5 protein-coding genes are annotated in these 24,305 nt (G+C 74.9%); all 5 read left to right on the forward strand.

Annotated features, from left to right (window positions below; genetic code table 11):
- Window positions 1-61: 61 nt before the first annotated feature.
- The 5 genes from ACQEVC_RS28960 to ACQEVC_RS28980 all read left to right on the forward strand — a co-directional run bounded on the left by ACQEVC_RS28960 (window position 62) and on the right by ACQEVC_RS28980 (window position 24,267).
- Window positions 62-18,064, forward strand: a complete 18,003-nt coding sequence (locus ACQEVC_RS28960) for an amino acid adenylation domain-containing protein (RefSeq protein ID WP_432883647.1) — start codon at window positions 62-64, stop codon at window positions 18,062-18,064.
- The gene (locus tag ACQEVC_RS28965) at window positions 18,061-18,306 is read left to right on the forward strand and encodes an MbtH family protein (RefSeq protein ID WP_432883649.1); all 246 of its coding nucleotides are present in this window, start codon (window positions 18,061-18,063) and stop codon (window positions 18,304-18,306) included. Before ACQEVC_RS28960 ends, ACQEVC_RS28965 begins: the two co-directional genes overlap by 4 nt.
- 147 nt (window positions 18,307-18,453) lie before the next feature.
- Window positions 18,454-23,376 (forward strand): HD domain-containing protein, encoded by a 4,923-nt coding sequence (locus tag ACQEVC_RS28970; RefSeq protein WP_432883651.1) that lies wholly within the window; start codon window positions 18,454-18,456, stop codon window positions 23,374-23,376.
- Window positions 23,324-23,662, forward strand: a complete 339-nt coding sequence (locus ACQEVC_RS28975; RefSeq protein ID WP_432883654.1) for a hypothetical protein — start codon at window positions 23,324-23,326, stop codon at window positions 23,660-23,662. The genes ACQEVC_RS28970 and ACQEVC_RS28975 overlap by 53 nt, the downstream gene beginning before the upstream one ends.
- Window positions 23,659-24,267 (forward strand): hypothetical protein, encoded by a 609-nt coding sequence (locus ACQEVC_RS28980; protein ID WP_432883656.1) that lies wholly within the window; start codon window positions 23,659-23,661, stop codon window positions 24,265-24,267. The genes ACQEVC_RS28975 and ACQEVC_RS28980 overlap by 4 nt, the downstream gene beginning before the upstream one ends.
- The last annotated feature ends 38 nt before the right edge of the window (window positions 24,268-24,305 follow it).

Genomic DNA, 24,305 nt, shown 5'->3' on the forward strand with positions numbered 1-24,305 from the left:
GATTCCCGACACTCCGCACACCGGACCGTTCCCACCCGCTCGCGAGAGGCGGTACTTCGTCGTGCCCACAAGTGACCTGAACCGCGCCGAGACCGGGCCGACGACCGAGACCGGGCCGACGACCGAGACCGGGCCGACGACCGAGACCGGGCCGACGACCGAGACCGGGCCGACGACCCAGGCCGGGCCGACGGTAGAGGCCGGGCCGACGGCAGAGGCCGGGGTGACGGCGGTGGAGCGGCACCGGATCCTCGTCGAGTGGAACGAGACGGTCCGGCCGGCACCCCCGGCGACCTGGCCGGAACTCTTCGCCGAGCAGGTACGCCGGGCACCCGGGGCGGTCGCGGTGGTCTGCGAGGACGTCGAGCTGACGTACGCGGAACTGGACGCCCGGGCGGACCGGCTCGGGTACGCGCTGCGGGCCCGGGGGGTCGGGCCGGAGCGGGTGGTCGCGCTCTGCCTGCCCCGCTCGGTGGACATGATCGTGGCCGAGGTGGCGGTGCTCAAGGCCGGCGGCGCGTACCTGCCGGTGGACCAGGACTATCCGGCCGAGCGGATCGGCTTCATGCTGGCCGACGCCCGGCCGGTCTGCCTGGTCAGCACGGCGGAACTGGTCGGCGAGCTGCCGGAGACCCCGGGCCTGCCCAGGCTGCTGCTCGACGAGCTGACCGACACCGATCAGGTCGAGTCGGGCCCGGGGGACCTGCCGTCGCCGGCACCGGAGAACGCCGCCTACGTCATCTACACCTCCGGCTCGACCGGCCGGCCCAAGGGCGTCGTCGTCTCGCACGCCGGGGTGGCCAAACTGGTCGCCACCCAGAGCGCCCGGCTCGGCGTCGGGCCGCACAGCCGGGTACTCCAGTTCGCCTCGCCCAGCTTCGACGTGGCGTTCTGGGACCTCTGCCTCGGGCTGCTCTCCGGCGGCCGGCTGGTGGTGGTGCCCGCCGAGCGTCGGGTGCCCGGCCCGGCGCTGACCGAGTACGCCCACCGGCACGGCGTGACCTTCATGATCCTGCCGCCGGCGCTGCTCGCCGCGATGCCCCCGGAGCTGACCCTGCCGGCCGGGGCGACCCTGCTGGCCGGTACCGAGCGGGTCTCCCCGGAACTGGTCGCCCGGTGGGCCCAGGGCCGGCCGATGTTCAACGCGTACGGGCCGACCGAGGCGACGGTCAACTCGACGCTGGGGGAGTGCGACCCGCAGACCCCGCCCGGTGGCGTGGTGCCGATCGGCCGCCCCGACCCCGGCACCCGGTGCTACGTGCTGGACGCCGCCCTCCAGCCGGTGCCGGTCGGCGCCACCGGCGAGCTGTACCTCGGCGGCACCGGGCTGGCCCGGGGTTATCTCGGCCAGCCGGGGCTGACCGCGCAGCGCTTCGTCGCCGACCCGTACGGGCCGGCCGGCGGGCGGCTCTACCGCACCGGTGACCTGGTGCGCTGGCTGCCGGACGGGCGGCTGGAGTTCCTCGGCCGCGCCGACGACCAGGTGAAGATCCGGGGGTACCGGATCGAGCCGGGCGAGATCGAGTCGGTACTGGCCCAGCATCCGGCGGTCGGCCAGGTCGCCGTACTGGCCCGGCCCGGGCGCGACGGTCAGCAACGGCTCGCCGCGTACGTCGTACCGGCGCTGGACCGGCCGGCGGAGCGGGACGGGGTCGAGTCGGCCCGGGTGGACGACTGGCGGGAGCTGCACGAACTGCTCTACACCGCCGGGCGCACCGAGCGGTTCGGGGAGAACTTCACCGGCTGGAACAGCAGCTACGACGGGCTGCCGATCCCGCTGGCCGAGATGCGCCAGTGGCGGGACCGGACGGTGGAGCGGATCCTCGCGCTGCGCCCGCGCCGGGTGCTGGAGATCGGCGTCGGCAGCGGCCTGCTGCTGGCCAGGGTGGCGCCGGAGGTGGAGGCGTACTGGGGTACCGACCTCTCCCCGGCGGCGATCGAGGCGCTGCGCGACCAGGTGGCGGAAGTCCCGGCGCTGGCCGACCGGGTCGAGCTGCGGGCCCAGCCGGCCGACGTCACCGACGGGCTGCCGGCCGGCTACTTCGACACCGTCGTGCTGAACTCCGTGGTCCAGTACTTCCCGAGCGTCGACTACCTGGCCGACGTGCTGCGCCGGGCGGTCGGCCTGCTGGCACCGGGCGGCACGGTCTTCGTCGGCGACGTGCGCAACCTGCGGCTGCACCGCGCGTTGCGCGGGGCGATCGAGGCGGGTCGCCGCCGGCCGGACCCGGACGGCCGGCAGGCCGCGCTGGCCGCCGTCGAGCAGAGCCTGCGCTGGGAGGGCGAGCTGCTGCTCGATCCCGACCTCTTCCCGGCGCTGGCCCGGGAGGTGTCGGCGATCACCGCGGTCGACCTCTGGGTCAAGCGCGGCCACGCGCACAACGAACTCACCCGCTACCGGTACGACGTGGTGCTGCGCACCGCCGCCAGCGCACAGTCCGGGACGGACGCTGTCGTGGAGCTGCCCTGGGCGGCCGAGCCGGCCGGGCTCGCCGGGCTGGCCGACCGGCTCGACTCGGCGCGGCCGGCCGCGCTGCGGGTGACCGGGGTGCCGAACGCCCGGCTGGACGCCGACCTCGCCGCCTACCGGGAACTCTCCGTCGGCACCGGCCCGAACGGCGGCACCGGCCCGAACGGCGGCACCGGCCCGAACGGCGGCACCGGCCCGAACGGCGGCACCGGCCCGAACGGCGGCACCGGCCCGAACGGCGGCACCGGCCCGAACGGCGGCACCGGCCCGAACGGCGGCACCGGCCCGAACGGCGGCACCGGCCCGAACGGCGGCACCGGCCCGAACGGCGGCACCGGCCCGAACGGCGGCACCGGCCCGAACGGCGGCACCGGCCCGAACGGCGGCACCGGCCCGAACGGCGGCACCGGCCCGAACGGCGGTACCGGCCCGAACGGCGGTACCGGCCCGGCCGTCGACACCGGGCCGGCGGGTGGGTCGGCCGTCGATCCCGAGGCGGTGTACGAGCTGGCCGCACGGCACGGCTACCGGGTCGAGGTCACCTGGTCCGGTACCGTCGGCGACGGCCGCCTCGACCTGCTCTTCTCCCGCCCGGACGCGGTACCCGCCGAACCGGCGTACCGGCCGGCCCGGCCGGAGCCGGCCCCGCCGCACGGGTACGCCAACCGGCCCGCGCCGTTCCGGGACGTCACCGCCCTCCTGGCCGAGCTGCGCGCGTACGCCCGGAGTTGGCTGCCCGACCACATGGTGCCGGCCGCCTTCGTACCGCTGCACAGGCTGCCGGTGCTGCCCAGCGGCAAGCTGGACCGGGCCGCCCTGCCGGCGCCGGACTTCGCGGCGCGCAGCACCGGAGCCCGGCCCCGGGACGCCCGCGAGGAGGTGCTCTGCGCCCTCTACGCCGAGGTGCTGGGGCTGCCCGAGGTCGGGGTGGAGGACGACTTCTTCGCCCTCGGCGGGGACAGCATCGTCTCGATCCAGCTCGTGATCCGGGCCCGGCAGGCCGGGTTGGTGGTCACGCCGCGCCAGGTCTTCCAGCGCCGTACCGTCGCCGAGCTGGCGCCGGTGGCCGAGTCGCTGTCGCGGGCCGTGCAGGACGACCCCCGGGCCGGGGTCGGCGAGTTCCCGCTCACCCCGATCATGCGCTGGCTGGACGAGTGCGGCGGGCCGATCGACGCGTTCGCGCAGTGGCTGGCGGTCCGGGTACCGGCCGAGGCGAGCGTCGAGCGGCTGGCCGCAGCGCTCCAGGCGGTGGTCGACCGGCACGACGTACTCCGGTCCCGGCTGGTCCGGGCCACTCCGCAGCGTCCGGGCCGGCTGGTGGTACCGGCGCCCGGTACCGTACCTGCGGCGGACCGCCTGCACCGGGTCGACGCTGCCGGGCTGACCGACGAGGCGCTGCGGGACCGGATCTCCGCGGCCGCCGACTTCGCGGGCGCCCGGCTGGCACCGGAGGCCGGCGTGATGCTCCAGGCGGTCTGGCTGGACGCCGGCCCGGACCGGGCCGGCCGGCTGGTCGTTGTGGTGCACCACGCGGTGGTCGACGGGGTCTCCTGGCGGATCCTGCTGCCCGACCTGGCCGCCGCCTGGACCGACGTGCTGGCCGGGCGGACGCCCCGGCTGGAGCCGGTCGGCACCCCGCTGCGCCGCTGGGCCGAGCTGGTGCACGCCGACGCCGAGTCGGCGGACCGGACCGCCGAGCTGCCACTCTGGACGGAGCTGCTGCGCGGCGACGACCCGGCGCTGGCGGACCGCCCGCTGAACCCGGTGGGCGACCTCGACAGCGTCCGCCGGCTCACCCTGCGGCTGCCGGCCGAGCAGACCGCACCGCTGCTCACCAGTATTCCGGCGGCGTTCGCCGCCGGGGTCAACGACGTGCTGCTCACCGCGTTCGCCCTGGCGCTCGCCGACTGGCGCCGGCGCCGGGGGACCGGTCTGCCCGGACCCGCGCTGGTGGCGCTGGAGGGGCACGGCCGGGAGGAGCAGCTCGCCGACGGCGTCGACCTGTCCCGCACCCTCGGCTGGTTCACCAGCATCTTCCCGGTACGGCTCGATGTCGGGCCGATCGACCTCGACGAGGCGCTGTCCGGCGGCGAGGACGCCGGCCGGGCGCTGAAGCGGATCAAGGAAGGGCTGCGGGCCATCCCCGACCATGGGCTCGGCTACGGGCTGCTCCGGCACCTCAACCCGGAGACCGCCGCCGTACTGGCCGGGCTGCCCCAGCCGCAGATCAGCTTCAACTACCTCGGCCGGTTCGGGGTGGAGTCCTCCGCCGACGGCTGCTGGACGGCGCTGCCCGGGCTCGGCCTGCTCGCCGGTGGCTTCGACGCGGGCATGCCGGTGGCGCCGTACACGCTGGAGGTGAACGCGTTCACCGAAGACCGGGCGGACGGGCCCGGGCTCGGCGTGACCTGGGCCTGGCCGGCGACGCTGCTCGCCGAGGCGGACGTGGCGGAGCTGGCGCAGGGCTGGTTCGCCGCGCTGGAGGCGCTGGTCCGGCACGCCGCCCGGCCGGGGGCCGGCGGGCCGAGCCCGTCGGACTTCCCATTGCTGCCACTGCGCCAGGAGGACGTGGACGCCCTCGCCGCCGCCGTACCGGTGGTCGCCGACGTGCTGCCGCTGACCCCGTTGCAGGAGGGCTTCTACTTCCACGCGGTCGCCGCCGGAGCGGACCGGGACCCGTACCGGGTACAGCAGGTGATCGAGCTGCGCGGACCGCTGGACGCCGCCGCGCTGCGCCGGGCCGGGCAGGACGTGCTCGACCGGCACGCCCCGCTGCGGGCCGCGTTCCCGCAGCTCGCCGATTGGCGGCCGGTGCAGCTCGTCGCGGACGGCATCACCCTGCCGTGGCGCGAGGTCGACCTGACCGGGTACCCGGAACCGGAGCGGGCGGCCGAGTTCGAGGCGCTGGCCGAGGCGGAGCGGGCCGCCCCGTTCGACCTGACCCGACCGCCGCTGCTGCGCTGCGTACTGGTCAGGTGGGCGGAACAGCGGCACAGCCTGCTGCTCACCCACCACCACATCGTCACCGACGGCTGGTCGGCCGGGGTGACCCTGCGAGACCTGCTTGCCCGGTACGCCCCGGACGGCGAGCCGGACCGGTTGCCGCCGGTCACCCCGTACCGGCGGTACCTCGAGTGGCTGGCCGGCCGGGACCGGGCGGCGGCCGGCGATGCCTGGCGGGCCGCGCTGGCCGGACTGGACGGTCCGACCCGGCTCGCCGCCGAGGCCGAGGAGGGCTTCGACGGCATGTTCCACCCCGAGCGGGTCCGGGTGGCGCTGCCGCCCGAGGTGGCCGCCGGGTTGGCCGGGCGGGTCCGGGCGGCCGGGCTGACCGTGGGCAGCGTGCTGCACGCCGCCTGGGCGGTGGTGCTGGGCCGGCGCCTCGGCCGGCGTGACGTCGTCTTCGGCAGTACGGTCTCCGGCCGGCCCGCCGAACTGGACGGTGTCGAGGCGATGGTCGGGCTGTTCATCAACACCCTGCCGGTCCGGCTGCGCTGGACTCCGGCCGAACCGCTGGTCGAGCTGGCCGGCCGGCTCCAGCGGGAGCAGGCCGAACTCCTCGACGCACAGCATCTCGGGCTGCCGGCGATCCAGCGGCTGGCCGGCGGCGGCGAGCTGTTCGACAGCCTGGTGGTGATGGAGAACTATCCGGTCGACCCGGTCCCGGCCGGGCGGGCCGGCGGTCTCGCCCTGGCCGGGGTCGAGTTCCGGGAGGCGACCCACTATCCGGTCACCCTGCTGGTGTCGCCGGCCGGCGAGTCGCTGGACCTCACCGTCGAGTACGACCCGGACCGGATCGACGCCGCGACCGTACGCCAGCTCCGTTGCGGCCTGGCCGAGGTGCTCGGCGTATTCGTCGCCGAGCCGGACCGGCCGGTCGGGCGGATCGACCTGCTGCCGGCGGCCGAGCGCGGCACGGCGCTGGCCCGGCTCACCGGCCCGGCCGCCCCGGTGCCGCCGGAGACCCTGCACGGCCTGGTCGCCGCGCAGGCGGCCCGGACGCCGGACGCGGTCGCGCTGATCGACGGCGAACGGCTACTCGACTACACCGAGCTGGACCGCCGGGCCGCCGGGCTGGCCCGGCGACTGGCCGCCCGTGGGGTCCGGCCGGGTGACGTCGTCGCGGTGGCGGTGCCCCGGTCGGCCGAACTGGTGGTGGCACTGCTCGGCGTCCTCAAGGCGGGTGCCGCGTACCTGCCGCTGGACGTCACGCATCCCCGGGAGCGGCTCTCCGTCGTGCTCACCGACTCGGGCGCCCGGGCCGTCGTATCCACTGTGGACGTGATGGCCCGGCTGCCCCGGCCGGCCGGCGTGGCGCACCTGCTGGTCTCGGCGACGGCCGGACCGGAGGAACCGTCGGGCGCGGTCGTTCCGGCCGGTGACGGCAGCGATCCGGAATCACCGGCGTACCTGATCTACACCTCGGGATCGACGGGCCACCCGAAGGGCGTACTCGTCGGCCACCGGGCGATCGTCAGCCAGCTCGCCTGGTCGCAGCGGCGGTTCGGCCTCGGCACCGACGACCGGATGCTGCAACTCGCCCCGGCCAGCTTCGACACCTCGGTCTGGGAGATCTTCTGGCCGCTGACCGCCGGTGCCGCCGTGGTGCTGCCCGGCGAGGACGAGGCCGGTGACCCGAGCCGACTCGCCGGGCTGGTCCACCGGCACCGGGTCACCGCGGTCACCTTCGTACCCTCGCTGGTCGAGGCGTTCCTGCTCGCCGACGAGCTGACCGCCGATCCCGGCTGGGCGGCCAGCCTGCGCTGGGTCTCCTGCGGCGGCGAGGCACTCTCGCCGGAACTGGCCCGGCGCTGGCACGCGCAGACCGGCACGGCGCTGGACAACTTCTACGGACCGACCGAGACGGCGGTGCAGGTCACCTGGTGGGCGAATGACGGCGGCGCGGAACGCACCGTGCCGATCGGCCGCCCGGTGGCCAACACCCGGCTGTACGTGCTGGACGACTGCCTCCGTCCGGTCCCGCCCGGCGTACCCGGTGAGCTGTACGTCGCCGGAACCCAGCTCGGGTACGGCTACCACGCCCGGTTCGGGCTGACCGCGCAGCGTTTCGTCGCCGACCCGTACGGGCCGGCGGGGCAGCGCATGTACCGCACCGGTGACCTGGTGCGGTGGCGTACCGACGGCGTACTCGAATACGTCGGCCGCAGCGACGACCAGGTCAAGATCCGGGGGCACCGGATCGACCTCGGCGAGGTGGAGGCGGTGCTCCGGACCGGGCCGGGTGTGGCGCAGGCGGTCGCCGCCGCCCGGGTCGACGGTCGGGGCCGGACCGGTCTGGTCGGCTACCTGGTGCCGGCGGCGGGACTCCGGCTCGACGTCGAGGCGGTCCGCGCGGCGGCCCGGGCCGGGCTGCCCGAGTCGATGGTGCCGGGCCGGTTCGTGGTGCTCGACGCGCTGCCCCTGACCCCCAGCGGCAAACTCGACCGGGCCGCCCTGCCCGCTCCGCAGGGCACCGGCACGACGGCCGCCGTCGCCCCGGCACCGCCCAAGACGTCGGAGGTGGACGGTCCGGTACGGCCCGCCAGGGGCGGCGCGGCCGAGCGGCTGCTCCGGGAGGTCTTCGCCGAGGTCCTCGGGGTGCCCGAGGTCGGTGCCGACGCGGACTTCTTCGCCCTCGGCGGCGACAGCATCCTCTCCATCGCGGTTTCCAGCCGGGCCCGCCGGCACGGACTGGCGGTCGCCCCGCGCGACGTCTTCCGGCACCGGACCCCACGAGCGCTGGCCCGGGCCGGCGGCGGCGACACCGCCCTGTCCCCGAGCGACCCGCCGGCCAGGGCCGGCGCCGCCTCGACGACCGCCGCCTCGACGACCGCCGCCTCGACGACCGCCGCCTCGACGACCGCCGCCTCGACGACCGCCGCACCGGCGGCCGGTTCTCCGTCGGCCGGCACCGCGACCCCGGTCGGCGATCGCGCCGTCGGCGTACCGGGCGCGGATCCGGACGAGCTGGGTGAGGTGCCGCTGCTGCCGATCGTGCACTGGCTCCGGGAGACCGGACTGCCGATCGACCGGTTCACCCTGAGCACCCTGCTGGTCGTACCGGCCGAGCTGGACCTCGGGTCGCTGACCGACGTCCTCCAGGCGGTGCTGGACCGGCACGCCGGCCTGCGGCTCCGGCTGCGCCGGATCGCCTCCGTGCTCTGGTCGCTCCAGACGACCCCGGCCGGTGTGGTGCGGGCGGCCGACCTGGTACGCCGGGTCGACGTGGCCGGGCTGGACGACGCCGGGCTGCGTGCCGTGCTGGCCACCGAGTCCGCCGCCGCCACCGACCGGCTGGATCCGGACGAGGGGAGCCTGCTCCAGGCGGTCTGGTTCGACTGCGGCGACCGGCCCGGCCGGCTGCTGCTCGCCGCCCACCACCTGGCGGTCGACGGCGTCTCCTGGCGGATCCTCCTGGCGGACCTGGCCGCCGCCTGGGCATCGGTACGGGCCGGGCAGCCCCCGATTCTCGCCCCGGTCGGCACCTCGCTGCGGCGGTACGCCCGGGTGCTCGGCGAGCACGCGCAGCGCCCCGAGCGGCTGGCGGAGCTGGCGCACTGGGTCGAGACGCTCGCCCCGGGAGCGGAGCTGCTGCCGGCGCAGGCTCGGCCGGCCGGGGAACCGCCCCGCCAGTACGTCGTACGCCTCGACCCGGCCGAGACGCTGCCGCTGCTCACCGCCGTACCGGCGGCGGTCGGTGCCGAGGTGACCGCAGTACTGCTCGCGGCGTTCCGGCTCGGGGTGACCCGGTGGCAGCAGCGGCACGGCCGCGACGGTGCTGCCGACCTGCTGGTCGACCTCGAACGGCACGGCCGGGAGGAGATCGAACCCGAGCTCGACCTCTCCCGCACGGTCGGCTGGTTCACCAGCGTCCAGCCGGTACGCCTGCCGGCCGGCACCGACCCGATCGACCTGCTGGCCGCGGTCGGCGAGCGGATCCGGGCGGTTCCGGACGGTGGCCTCGGCTACGGGCTGCTGCGGCACCTGAACGCACAGGCGGCGCCGATCCTGGCCGGACTCTCCTCGGCCCAGGTGCTGTTCCACTACTACGGTCGGTTCCCCGGTGGCACCGAGCTGGACTGGACGCCGGCGGCCGAGTCCGACGCGATCATCGCCGTCAACGGCGGGCTGGGCCTGACCCATCTGATCCAGGTCGACGTGGTCGCCACCGAGACGCCGGCCGGGCCGGCGCTGACCGCGACCTGGACGTGGCCGGACGGCGTGCTCGACGAGCCGGACGTGACCGGGTTGGCCGCCGAGTGGCTCGACGCGCTACGCCAGCTCAGCACCGCCGCCGGCCAGCCGGCGGGCACCGCCGGTCCGGACGGTGCGGAGGCCCGGCCCACCCCGGCGATCGCGGCCGGACTGTCGCTGAGTCGGGACGACATCGACCGGATCGAGCGGACCAGCCCGGTACCGGTGGCGGAGATCTGGCCGCTCTCGCCGTTGCAGGAGGGGCTGTACTTCCACGCCAGCTACGACACCTCGGCGCTGGACGTCTACACCGCGCAGGACGCCTTCGACCTCGGGTACCGGCTGGATCTGGACCGGCTGCGCCGGGCCGGAGCCGCGCTGCTGGCCCGCAACCCCAGCATGCGGGCCGGGTTCGCCAGCGAGGGGCTGTCCCAGCCGGTGCAGTTCGTCGGGGTGGCCCCCGAGTTGCCGGTGGTTGAGGTGGACCTGACCGACCTCGACCCGGAGGCCCAGCGGGCCCGGATGACCGAGCTGATGGTCGAGGACCGGCGTACCCGGTTCGACCTGACCCGGCCGCCGCTGTGCCGGCTGCTGCTGCTCCGGCTCGGCGACGACCGGGACCGGCTCGTCGTCAGCCACCACCTGGTGCTCTGGGACGGCTGGTCCGAGGAACTCTTCGTCGAACAGCTCTTCACCCTCTACGAGCGGGACGGCGACGACCGGGACCTGCCGCCGGCCGGCTCCTACCGGGACCACCTGGAATGGCTGGCCACCCAGGACACCGAGCGGGCCGGTCGGGCCTGGCGGGACGCTCTCGCGGGCCTCGCCGAGCCGACCCTGGTCGCCCCGGAGGCGAGCCTGGCACCGGTCGTACCGCACCGGGTCCGGGCCGAACTGCCGACCGCGCTCGGCGACCGGCTGCGCGGACTGGCCCGCCGGCACGGGCTGACCCTCAACACCGTGCTCACCGCTGCCTGGGGGCTGGTCCTCGGCGGTCACCTCGGCCGCACCGACGTGGTCTTCGGGATGACCGTCGCCGGTCGGCACGCGGACGTGCCGGACGTGGAGAACATCATCGGGCTCTTCCTCAACACCGTGCCGGTACGCGTCACCGCCGAGCCCGGCGAACCGGTGCGCGGCCTGCTGCGTCGGTTGGCGGAACAGCGCATCGATCTGATGCCGCACGACCACCTCGGGCTCGGCGCGGTGCAGCGGGCCAGCGGGCACGCCCGGCTCTTCGACACCCTCTACGTGTTGCAGAACTTCGTCGACGAGGGGGAGTCGGCCCGGCTGCGGGACCGGCACGGGATCGCCGCCCTCGACGGGGTGGACGCCACCCACTATCCGCTGACCCTGGTGGTCACCCCGGCACAGCGGCTCCGGGTCGCCCTGGACCACCGCCCGGACGTCGTACCCGGCCAGCTGGCCCGGACCCTGCTGGACCGGTTCGTCGCGCTGCTCGCCCGGCTGGTCGCCGAGCCGGAGATCCCGGTCGGCCGGCTCGACCTGCTCACCGGGGCGGAACGGGCCGAGCTGGCCGCCGAGTGGACCGCCACCCGACACCCGATCGGCACCGAATCCGTCGCCGACCTGCTCGCCGAGCAGGCCGCCCGGACCCCGGACGAGATTGCAGTGGTCAACGCCTGCCGCACCCTGACCTACGCCGAGTTCGACGCCCGGATCAACCGGCTGGCCCGGCTGCTGGTCGCCCGGGGCGCCGGACCCGAGCGGGTGGTCGCGCTGGCGCTGCCCCGGTCGATCGAGATGGTGGTCGCGCTCTTCGCGGTGCTGCGCACCGGGGCCGCGTACCTGCCGCTGGAGCTGGACCATCCGGCCGAACGGCTGGCCTTCGTACTCGCCGACACCGCCCCGATGTGCCTGCTGACGGTGACCCCGGTCCGGGCGGGGCTGCCGGGGACCGACACCCCGACGGTGCCGCTCGACGATCCGGCGGTACAGGCCGAGCTGGCCGGGCTCTCCGGCGCGGCGCTCGCCGACGCCGAACTGCCGGCCGGGTTCGCCCGGAGCGAGCCGGACCGGCTGGAGCACCCGGCGTACCTGATCTACACCTCCGGCTCGACGGGGCGGCCGAAGGGGGTGGTGACGCCGTACCGGGGGTTGACGAACATGCAGCTCAACCACCGGGAGGCGATCTTCGACCCGACCGTGGCGGCGGCCGGTGGCCGGCGGCTGCGGATCGCGCACACCGTCTCGTTCGCCTTCGACATGTCCTGGGAGGAGCTGCTCTGGCTGGTCGAGGGGCACGAGGTGCACGTCTGCGACGAGGAGCTGCGCCGGGACGCCCAGGCGCTGGTCGCCTACTGTGACCGGCACCGGATCGACGTTGTCAACGTCACCCCGAGCTACGCACACCACCTGATCGAGGAGGGCCTGCTCGACCGGGACGACCTTGCCGGCGAGCCGCTGGGGCAGCCGGTCGACGAGCCGCTCGGCGAGCCGACGGACGACACCGGCGGGACTCCTCGACACCGGCCGGTGCTGGTGCTGCTCGGCGGCGAGGCGGTCTCCGAGGCGGTCTGGAACCGGTTGCGGGACACCGAGGGTACGGCCGGCTACAACCTGTACGGGCCGACCGAGTACACCATCAACACCCTCGGTGGCGGCACCGGAGACAGCGTCACTTCGACCGTCGGCCGGGCGATCTGGAACACCCGGGCGTACGTACTCGACGCGTACCTGCGACTCGTCCCGCCCGGCGCCCCCGGTGAGCTGTACATCGGCGGGATCGGACTGGCCCGGGGCTACCACCGGCGGCTCGGGCTGACCGCCGAGCGCTTCGTCGCCGACCCGTACGGTGCGCCGGGGGAGCGGATGTACCGCACCGGCGACCTGGTCCGGCGCCGGTCGGACGGGAACCTGGACTTCCTCGGGCGCACCGACGACCAGGTGAAGATCCGCGGGTACCGGATCGAGCTGGGCGAGGTCGAGAGCGCGCTGGCCGAGCACCCGCTGGTGGCGCACGCCGCGGTGGTGGTCGACTCCTCGACCGACCCGGCGGTACGCCGGCTGGCCGGTTACCTCGTCCGCGCCGCAGAGTGGACGGAGCCGGACGACGACGCCGTGCTGGCCGCCCTCCGGGCGGACCTGAAGCGGCGGCTGCCGGACTACATGGTGCCGGCCGCGCTGGTGCCGCTGGACCGGCTGCCGCTGACCGTGAACGGCAAGCTCGACGTGGCGGCGCTGCCGGCCCCGACGGTCCGGGCCGGTGCGGCCGCCCGTCCGCCGGCCACCGCCGCCGAGGAGGCGCTCTGTGCCCTCTTCGGCGAGCTGCTCGGCGTGCCGGAGATCGGCGTCGACGACAACTTCTTCGACCTCGGCGGCCACTCCCTGCTGGCGATCCGGCTGGTCAGCCGGGCCCGGGTGGCGCTCGGCGCCGAGCTGGCGATCCGCGACCTGTTCGAGGCGCCGACGGTCGTCGAGCTGGCCGCCCGGATCGGGCCCGCCGGGCCGGACGGCGCGGCCGATGACGGTGCGGCCCGGATCGCGCTGGTCCCGGCCGAGCGCCCAGCCGTTCTGCCGCTCTCCTCCGCGCAGCAGCGGCTCTGGATGATCCAGCAGCTCGCGCCGGAGTCCGCGGCGTACAACTTCCCGATCGCGGTACGGCTGCGCGGGCCGCTGGACGTGGCGGCGCTGCGTACCGCGTTGGCCGACCTGACCGGCCGGCACGAGACGCTGCGGACCCTGCTCGGCGAGCGGGACGGCCGGCCGTACCAGCGGGTACTGCCGGCGGCCGACGCCCGGCCGGTGCTGGAGAACATCGCCGCCGCTCCGGACGAGGTGACCGGGATCGTCCGGGACACGGTGCGTCGCCCGTTCGATCTGACCACCGAGCTGCCGCTGCGGGCCGCTCTCGTCGCGGTCGGCCCGGAGCCGGGTGGTCCGGAGTCGGGTGGTCCGGAGTCGGGTGGCCTGGAGTCGGGTGGCCTGGAGTCGGGTGGTCCGGAGGAGCACGTCCTGGTGCTGGTGCTGCACCACGTCGCCACCGACGAGTGGTCGGACCGGCCGTTCCTGCGCGACCTCGGCACGGCGTACGCGGCCCGGCGGGCGGGACGGGCGCCGGAGTGGGCACCGCTGCCGGTCCAGTACGCCGACTACACCCTGTGGCAGCGCCGGCTGCTCGGCGACCCGGCAGACCCGGCCAGCCTGGCCGCCCGGCAGCTCGACTACTGGCGTACCACGTTGAGCGGGGCGCCGGAGGAGCTGGTGCTGCCCACCGACCGGGCCCGGTCGGGACGACCGGACCCGGCCGGGGCGGAACTTTCCGTGGTGCTGCCCGCCGAGGTCGGCGCGGGGCTGCGCCGGCTCGCCTCCCGGACCGGTACCAGCCTGTTCATGGTGGCGCACGCGCTGGTCGCGGCGCTGCTGCACCGGCTCGGCGCCGGCACCGACATCCCGCTCGGCGCGCCGATCGCGGGGCGGGGTGACGCGGCCCTCGACGATCTTGTCGGGTTCTTCGTCAACACCCTGGTACTCCGGACCGACGTGTCCGGCGACCCGACCTTCACCGAGCTGCTGGCCCGGGTCCGGCAGACCGACCTGGCCGCCTTCTCCGCCCAGGAGGTGCCGTTCGAGGCCGTGGTCGAGGCGGTCAACCCGGCCCGCTCGGTCTCCCGGAACCCGCTGTTCCAGGTGATGGTGGTGCACCGCAACCGGACCGCCGAGTGGAGTGGCCTGGCCGGGCTGACTGTCACCGACGAGCCGGTCGACACCCCGGCCGCGAAGTTCGACCTGGTCTTCGACTTCGCCGAGTCCGTCGCGCCGGGCGGGTCCGTCGCGCCGGGCGGGTCCGTCGCGCCGGGCGGGTCCGTCGCGCCGGGCGGGTCCGTCGCGCCGGGCGGGTCGGTCGGAACCGCCGGGTCCGTCGGGACGGCCGGGACGGCCGACTCCGTCGAGCCGGACGACGACGCGCTGAGCTGCCTGCTGAAGTACCGGACCGACCTGTTCGACCGGGAGACGGTCGCGCTCCTCGGCGAGCGGCTGCTCCGGCTGGCGAAGGCGGTCGTCGCCGACCCCGCAACGCCGGTGGGCCGGATCGACGCCTTCGTCGGCGATGAGCGCGACCGGGTGCTGCGCGAGTTCAACGCCACCGGCCGGCCGGTGCCGGAGGAGACCCTGCCGGCGATGTTCGCCCGGCGGGTGGCACAGAACCCGGAGGCCGTCGCCGTGGTCGACCGGCGGCGGACCCTGTCGTACGCCCAGCTCGACGCCGAGGCGGCCCGGATGGCACGACTGCTCGCCGGGTACGGCGTCGGTCCGGAAACGGTGGTCGGGGTGGCGGTGCCCCGCTCGCTGGAGACCGTGGCGGTGGTGCTCGGGGTACTGCGGCTCGGTGCCGCGTTCCTGCCGCTGGACCTCGGCCATCCGGCCGACCGGCTGGCATACATGGTCGAGGACTCCGGCGCCCGGACCGTGGTGACGACACCGGAGGCCGCCGAGCGGCTGCCGGAGCTGCCCGGAGTGGACCGGCTGCTCGTCGAGCCGGTCCGGCCGGAGCCGGTGCCGACGACGCCGGCCGTCCCGGCCGGGACCGGGCCGGTGGTACCGGCCGGGCTGGACCACGCGGCGTACGTCATCTACACCTCGGGCAGCACCGGTCGGCCCAAGGGCGTGGTGGTGCCGCACGAGGGAATCGGCAGTCTGGTCGCGACCGCCGCCGACCGGATGGGGGTGGACGCCTCCTCCCGGGTGCTCCAGTTCGCCTCGACCGGCTTCGACGTCTTCGTCTTCGAGTTGGCCATGGCGCTGTGTGCCGGTGGCCGGCTGGTGCTGGCCCCGGACGAGGCCCGGGCGCCCGGCCGGCCCCTGGTGGACCTGCTGGAGCGGGAACGGGTGAGCCACGCCATCCTGCCGCCGTCCCTGGTGTCGGCACTGCCGCCGGACTGCCAACTGCCGGCCGGGCTGGTGGTGCTGGTCGGCACCGAGACGGTGCCGCCGGACCTGATCGGGCGATGGGCGCAGCGGCTACGGCTGTTCGCCGCGTACGGGCTGACCGAGGCGACGGTGAACTCCACGCTCTGGCGGGCCGAGCCGGACTGGGCCGCTGCGGTGCCGATCGGACTGCCCGACCCGAACACCCGGGCCTACGTGCTGGACGAGGGGCTCCGCCCGGTGCCGCCCGGGGTGGCCGGTGAACTGTACGTCGGCGGTCGCGGTCTGGCCCGGGGCTATCTCGGCCGTCCCGGGCTGACCGCCGAACGATTCGTCGCCGACCCGTACGGCCCGGCTGGCGCCCGGATGTACCGGACCGGTGACCGGGCGCGGTGGCGGGCCGACGGCATCCTGGACTTCCTCGGCCGGGTCGACGACCAGGTGAAGATCCGCGGCTTCCGGATCGAGCTGGGCGAGGTGGAGGCGGTGCTGGCCCGGCACCCGGGGGTACGCCAGGCGGCGGTGGTGGTGCACCGCAACGCCGACCTGACCCGACTCGCCGGGTACGTGGTGCCGGCGGCCGGACCACTCGACCCCGCCGAGGTACGCGCACACGCGGCCGAGCTGCTCCCCGACTACATGGTCCCGTCCGCCGTGCTGGTACTCGACGGACCGCTGCCGCTGACCGCCAACGGCAAGCTCGACCGGCGTGCCCTGCCGGCGCCGGACTGGGCGGCGCTGACCGGCGACGAGGCGCCCTCCACCCCGGCACAGCAGACCCTCGCCGAACTGGTCGCGGAGGTACTCCGGCTGCCGAAGGTGGGGATCTCGGACGACTTCTTCGCCCTCGGCGGCCACTCGATGGCGGCGATGCGGCTGCTCGGCCGGGTCCGGGCGGCGCTCGGCGTCGACCTGGCGGTGCGGGACATCTTCGAGGCGCCGACGGTGGCCGGGCTGGCGGACCGGCTCGCCGGGGCGGTGGCGGAGCGTCCGGCACTGCGCCCGGCACAGGAGGTCGCCGAGCCGGTCGCGGCCCCGGTGCAACGGATCTGGTGGGACCTGCACCGTAACCCGGCCGAGCGGGACTCCGCCGGTCGGACCGGCTGGGACCTCGCCCTGCTGGTCCGACCGGCCAGCGGACCGGCCGATTCGGCGGGCAGCGGGCGAGGCGATTCGGCGGGCAGCGGGCCGGGTGACGGGCCTGGCGACGGGGCGGGCAGCGGGTCGGGCGACGGGGCGAGGCTGGACGTGGCGGCGCTGGCGGCGGCGCTGGCCGACCTGGTGGAGCGGCACGAGCCGCTGCGTACCGCGCTGGCGGCCGGTGCTGGCGGCGAGCCCGTACCGGTGCCGGCGACCGACCGGGCACTTCTGGAGGTGCTGCCGGGGAGCGGGGTGCCGCTGAACGAGCGGATCACCGAGCTGGTCAGGGCCGGCGTGGACCCGACCCGGGAGCCGCCGCTGCGGGCCCGGTTGCTGACCGGTCCGGACGGCGATCGGGTACTGCTGCTGACGATGCACTACCTCGGGGTGGACGAGTGGTCGGTGGTGCCACTGGCCCGGGACCTCGGCACCGCGTACGCGGCCCGGGTCGCCGGTCGGGCACCGGAGTGGGCGCCGCTGCCGGTCGGCTATCCGGACTACGCCCGCTGGGCGCGTACCCTGCTCGGCGATCCGGTCGACTCCGGCAGCCGGCACGCCCGGCAGCTCGACTGGTGGCGGGGGGCGCTGTCCGGCGTACCGGATCGGCTGGTCCTGCCGACCGACCGGCGGCGACCGGTGGCGCTGTCCGGGCGCGGCGGCCGGGTCGAGTTCGTGCTGGACCCGGCGTCGCACCGGGCCGTCGACGAGCTGGCCCGGCAGACCGGGACCAGCATGTTCATGGTGTTCCAGGCCGCTCTGGCGGCGCTGCTGCACCGGATCGGCGCCGGGCCGGACGTGTCGATCGGCACCCTGGTGGCCGGCCGGACCGAGGCGGCCCTCGGCGACCTGGTCGGCTGCTTCGTCAACCCGCTGGTGCTGCGCACCGACACCGGTGGCGACCCGACCTTCACCGAACTGCTCGGCCGGATCCGCGAGGCGGACCTGAGCGCCTTCGACCGCCAGGACGTCCCGTTCGACGCGGTACGCCGCATCCTGCCGGCCGGCTGGACGCTGCCGCCGGTGATGCTGGTGCACCACGAGGAGGCCGGGCTGGACGGCCCGGGCGGCGCGGCGGCGCTGCGGTTCGCGCCGGTGCCGACCGGGACGACCCGGGCGGAACTGACGGTCAGCTTCTACGAGCCGGTCGGCGACGGCCCGGTGCACGGCGAACTGGAGTACGCGGTCGAGCTGTTCGACCCGGCGACCGCACGCCGGCTCACCGACGAGCTGCTCGGGCTGCTCGCCTCGGCCCTTGTCCGGCCGGACCTGCCGCTCTCGGCGCTCGGGACCGGAACCGCCGATCAGGCACCACCCCTGCCCACCCAGTCGGACGGCGTACCCGCCGACCAGCCGGAAAGGATCGAATCATGACCACCAATCCGTTCGAGGACCCGGACGGGCAGTATCTCGTGCTCGTCAACGACGAGGGGCAGCACTCGCTCTGGCCGTCCTTCATGGACGTACCGGCCGGCTGGGCGGTGACGTTCGGCGCGGACGGCCCGCAGTCCCGGGACGACTGCCTGGCGTACGTGGAGGCGAACTGGACCGACCTGCGCCCGCGCAGCCTGCGGGAGCGGATGGCCGGGTCGGCAGTCGCCGACCCGGCACGCTGACCGTCCTCGGTGGACGGGGAGGCGAGGAAGGACCCCCTGTCGCTTTCTGTATAGGGGCACCGGCCAACCGGGGTGGGCGCTCGCCTTTGCCGCCACGCGCGCGGGATATGCGAGAATGTGGACCCCTCGTCTCCTGGTGGCTAGCCCGTGACAGATCGCCATGCCCTGCTGATCGGTGTGCCCGCCTGCGACAGCGACCTGTTTCCGCCGATCCGCGACGTGGTGGCCAACGACATCGACCGGATGACCACAGCGCTGGGGCAGTCCGGTTACCAGGTCCGGCACTGCGGGGTGGGTGGCGGCGTGGAGCGGGAGCCGACCGGGAGCCGGATCCGCGCCGCCGTGCTGCGGGCGTGCCAGGAGGCACCGCCCGGCGGGGTACTGCTGCTGTACTTTTCGGGTCACGGTGTGGTCATCGACGGGCAGAGCTATCTGGCTCCCTGTGACGCCTATCCGGAGCCGGGCGGGCAGCGGCCCGACCGGGACGGCCTGGTGCCGCTCGTGCCGCGCTACCTGGAATACTGCCGGGCCCGGCTGGTGGTCTTCTTCGTGGACGCCTGTCGGGAGGATCCGGCCGGCGCGCTGGGCTCCACTCCGCAGGGCGGGTTGCTGCCGTACCCGGCCGGTGGCGACTTCGCCCTGGTCAACAGCTGCCGCCCCGGACAGCGCAGCCGGTACGCCGACACCGGCAGCTTCTTCACCCAGGTGCTGGCCGAGGCATTGGACCGGCGCAGTCCGGCCCGTACCCTCGACGAGGTCTACGCCGAGGTCGAGCGGCAGATGGCCCGCAGGGCCGCCCGGATCGACGGGGTGGAACAGGCCCCGGAGATCGTCTGGGCCCGGCACGGTGCCGGCACCGGGGTCCGGGGCGACGTGGTCATCTGCGAGGGCGACCAGGTCAGCGAGGCGTGGCGGCGCGCGGTCGCCGACACCCCGCTGTGGGACCGGTGCCGCTCCGGGACGGACCCCGAACGGATCAGGGCTGCGGTGACCGGGGTGGTCGAGGAGTGTGCGCGGCGCTGGGGCGAGGCGCAGGAGGCCCTCGCCGAGCGGGCCGGGGTGCGGGACCCATGGTCGACCCAGGACTATCCGGTGCGGGTGCTGGCGGCGGTCGAGTCGTTCGTGACCGCGCCGGCCGGCCTGACTCCCGAGGAGGTCGGCATCCTCGCGGCGGTGCCGTTCCTGCGCGAGGCAGCGATCGCGGGCGGCCTGCGGGAGGCGGCGGCGATAGCGCCTACCGACTTCTCCCGGACCTACCGGGACGGTCCCCGGGCCGACCTGGAGATCACGCACGCGATGCACGAGCACGTCTGCCGGCGGGCCGAGGGACTGGCCCGGCGGGACCGGCCGGAGGCGCGGGACGCGCTGGCCATGTGGCTGGTGCACCGCTGGCTCGGCGACCGGCTCCGGCTGTGGGAAAGTGCCGCCGCCACCGCGGTCTGCCGTCGGCTCGCCGCCACCCTGGCGTCCGGACCGACCGGCACGATGACCGAGAGTGAACTCTGTTCGGTGCTGCGGGCGCTGATGCACGGCGTCGGTGCGGACCCGGAAGATCGGCGGCTGGTCGAGCGGCTGAACCGACCGGACTTCGATGCGCGGTTCCGGAGCCTGGCCGTCGCGCTCTGGCTCGCCGGGATCGTCGCCGCCGATCCCCGGCGGATGCCGACCGTGGTGGTCGACCACGTCGGCATCGGGGCCGAGCTGCCGCTGTCGGCGCTGCTGGCGGCCATGGCCCGGCTGGACTGGCGGCGCGGCGCCGACGTGCTGCACCTGCATGCCGTCTGTGACCACCCGGCCATGCATGACGCGTTCAGCGAGGTGGCGATGCGCGCCGAACGGGCCAGGGAGACGACCCGCGACCTGGCCGTCGCCGACGAGCTGCTGGGCAACCTGCCGGCCCGGTTCGACGCCGCCGGGCTGCGGCCCGAGCACCACCACGACGGCACGCCCGCGTACGAGACCCCGCTGCTGCGGTTCCGGCTCTCCGACGAGAAGATCCGGGAGCTGCTGATGGGCCGCCAGCTGTACGGCGAGCCGGCCCTGGCGATCCGGGAGCTGTACCAGAACGCCCTGGACGCCTGCCGCTACCGGCACGTCCGGCGGCGCTACCGGGAACGGATCGGCCGGCCGACCGCCCCGTGGACCGGCCTGATCACCTTCCGGCAGGGCCGGGACAGCGCCGACGGCCGGGAGTACGTCGAGTGCGTCGACAACGGCGTCGGGATGACCGTCGAGGCGCTGAAGAACACCTTCGCCAACGCCGGTGAGCGGTTCGTCTACCGGCAGGGCTTCCGGCACGAGCAGGCCCGCTGGCAAGATCTCGACCCGCCGCTGCGACTCGTACCGAACAGCCAGTTCGGGGTCGGGGTGTTCAGCTATTTCATGATCGCGGACGAGATACAGATCGTGACCCGGCCGGTCGGCGAGGAGGACCTTGTCGCGCCGCAGGCGCACAGCGTGCGGATTGCCAGCAGCGGCAGCCTGTTCCAGATCACCACCGCCCCGGACGAGTTGCCGACCGGCGGTACCCGGGTCCGCCTCTACCTGACCGGCGAGGAGCGGATCTCCGTACTGCGTACGATGCGCCGGCTGCTCTGGCTGGCCGAGTTCCGGGTCGAGGTTGCCGAGGACGGCGCCGGACACGAGACGTGGCAGGAGGAGGAACTCCGCTATCCGGACGCCACGGCGCCGCCGCTGAAGTACGGTGCCGACCTGTGGTGGGTCTCCGGGGAGGGCGGGCTCGCCGCCGACGGCATCCAGACGAACGAGGAGACCCACGGCTTCGTGGTGAACCTGCGGGACGTCCGCCGCCCGCAGTTCACGGTGGACCGCAACACGCTGCGGAACTGGGACAAGGCCTGGGTACGCGATCAGATCCGGGACTCGCTGCCCGAACTCGCCCGCTGGCCCGGACTGAACCTCTCCTGGCTCTGGGAGGTGACCCGATCCACCCCGTCGGTGGCCCAGGACGTCTTCAGCTACCTGGCCGGGGTGGACCAGGAGCTGCCGGTCGAGGGGCCCTGGGGACACGGCGTCTCGGTGCCGATCCGTCGGGTCGGCTGCCTGCCGGTGGACCTCGACCTGTTCACCGGCGAGGGCGCATGGTGGGCCGGCCAGGACCAGGCGTGGCTGCGGGCGTGGCGGTTCGGCGTGTGGCGCGGCTCCGCGCCGTCTCTGGGTGCCGACTTCGTCCCGGCCGTCGTGCATACCGACGGGTTGCCGACCGTGGAGCCCTTCGACGCGGACATGCTCGAATCGCTCTACCGGGGCAACTACCGCGACCCGGCCCGGTACGGCCGACCCACCGCGGACACGCTGCTCGAACTCGCCGCCCACGAGGAGCACCGCGGGACCGAGCGGCTGCGCCGGCTGCGCCGGTTCGCGATCGTCGGACTGGACCTGTCGGCCGCCCGGGTCATCCCGCCGCTCGCCCGGACCTTCGAGCCCGACGACCAGGTGCTGGTGCTGGCCCTGGCCGCCTGGGCACCACCGGGCGAGCCGCCGCGGAGCGCGGTCGGCGGCTGGCTCGGCCGGGTCTCCACCGGGCTGCACATCCCGCTGGACGAGGTGCTCCGCCGCGCCGGGCAGCTCGTGCCGCCCGGCTGGTCCCCGCCGCCCGGCGACCTTGCGGCGCTGCGGGACCACGTGTTCAGCCAGGCGGAGCTGAACCTGTTCTCCCAGGACCTCGACGGTGGGCCGCCGTGGATCGGACCTTTGGTCAGCCCCGCCCACGTGCTGCGGGCCAGCTCCAACCTCGGCCGGCCGGTCGACCAGGTGCTCGCGCTCTTCGACAAGTTCGCCCCGCTCGGCTACACCGTCGCCGGCCGGGACCGCTACCCGGACGAGCTGACCACGCTGGAGCGGGAGGCGCTGCGCCACGTACACACCGTCGGTCAGCGCCTCACCCCGCTGCACCTGCTCGTGCTGAGCGCCCGGACCGGGACGAGTACCGGGCAGATCCACCGGGACCTTGCCCGGCTCGCCGGGACGGGCCTGCTCCGGCTGCCCGACATGAACGCGTACCCGGACTTCACCCCCACCGACGCGGAGCGGGCCTTCGCCGTCGACGACCTGCAGTGGTACGACGCGGTGACCGGCTCGTACACGCTGCATACCGGATGGCAGGCGTTACGCGCGATCGCCCGGGAGATCGGGTCGCGGAACTTCGCCGGGTTCGACGAACGGCTGGCCCGGTTCCGCCGGCTGCTCGACATCGTCGACCCGGGAGGGCCGGTGACCGTACCGCACCTGGTCGACCTGGCCTATTACCTGGACTGCAGCATCGGGGCGGTCACCGAATACCTGCGTACCCTGCTGCCGGACACGATCGACCTCAGCCAGCTTCCCACCGAAGCGTTGACCAGTGCCGCCACCTGCCACCACTGGGAGGAGCGGCTCGCCCTGATCGGCCCGTGGCACCGGACCTCCGAGCCGGACGCCGAGCTGTCCTGGCAGTTGGGCGCGGGCGACATCGTCGTCGCCGCGTCCACCGCCCGGCAGTCGGTGGGCGAGTTCCTGGACGACCTCGAACCGTACCGGGCGCTTGGCGCCCCGCTGCCCGAGTTGGACGAGGCGACCCTGGCAGCCTTCCGCGACCTGGTGCCGGACCGGTACGACCGGGCCCTGCTCACCCGGGTCGACCAGCACGGCCAGGAGTTCTACCGGGACACCGTCGACGCGCTGGAGCTGATCCAGGTCGCCGGCCGGTCCGGCTGGACGGTGGCGTACGCCCACGAGCGGCTGGCCCGGTTCGTTCCGCTCGGCGTCACCCTCGACTACCCGGTCGACGCCTGCCCGGACGACCTCGTGCACTGGCAGGACCTGCTGGTCGTCACCCGGCACCTGGACGGGCAGGCGCCCGCGCTGCGCGGCACGGTCGGCCCGGCACACGTCGCGGCGGCGGCGGACGAGGTGGGCGAGTCGACCGGGCAGGTCCGCGCCCGGCTGCGCCGGTACGCCGCACTGCTCGGATTCCAGGTCGACGAGCCCGGGACGCGAGACGAGGAGGAGGTCCAGGGTGACGGAACCCCGCATCGAGCACCATCGCCCGGTCGAGTACCGACTGGCTGACCACCGGTTGCAGCGGGACGGGTTTACCGTCGCGCCGGCGGCGGACGGACGCCGGATCGAGGTGACCGGATCGTGTCCGGGGTGTGGTGGACACACCACCGTCGTCTGGGAGTACGGCATCCCCTCCGGACACAAGGGATTCCTCGGCCGCAGCAAAGCGCGCAGCATCGACCGGCCGGTAGGCGCGCGTACCGTCTACTGCGACTGCGGCCACGTGCACGCCAACCGGCCGGCGGAGGCGTGGGACCAGGGCTGCGGGGCGTATTGGCAGGTGGAACTGCCGTGAGTATCGAGCGCTGGCGGTGGGCGCAGCGGGCTGACCAACTCCGGTTCCACCAGCTCGACGCGGCCCGCAAGCAGGCGGAGAGCTGGCGTACCGGACTGGCCGGACTCACCACGCTGCTCGGCGCCGTACTGATCGTCAAGGGGCGGGACACCGTGGCGACCCTGGCCGCCCCGTACCGCTGGTTGGTGGTGCTGCTGCTCGGGCTGGCCCTGGCCGGGCTGGTCTGGGCGACCCTGACCGCAATCCGCGCCGCGGCCGGTACGCCGTCCGACGAGTGCCTGCTGACGGGGGAGGACCTGGCCGAATGGACCCGGGCCGAGGTGGTGGGCGTACGGCGGGCGATCGTGCGCGCCGGCCGGCTGACCCTGGCCGGTATCGGTCTGGTGGCGGTGGCGGTTGGATTCACCTGGCTGGGTCCGGGCGCCACCCCTGCGGCCGGCGCGCTGGTCACCGTCACCACCGAGGGCGGCACACTCTGCGGAGCCCTGATCGGGACCGATCGGGGCAGCCTGATCATCCAGGTGGGGCAGGGGAACCCGGTGCACCGGATCGTGCCGCTCAGCACGGTCACCGGGCTCCAGCCCGCCCGGAACTGCCCACCCTGACCTCGCTGTCGTCGGCCGGGGTCGGCGGAGCCGGCCCG

It is taken from the genome of Plantactinospora sp. CA-294935 (assembly GCF_050936445.1).
Taxonomy (GTDB): Bacteria; Actinomycetota; Actinomycetes; order Mycobacteriales; family Micromonosporaceae; genus Plantactinospora.

What these genes read in the sequence shown, in the direction of transcription:
- ACQEVC_RS28965 (WP_432883649.1), top strand. Translation starts at nt 18,061, where the DNA reads ATGACCACCAATCCGTTCGAGGACCCGGACGGGCAGTATCTCGTGCTC.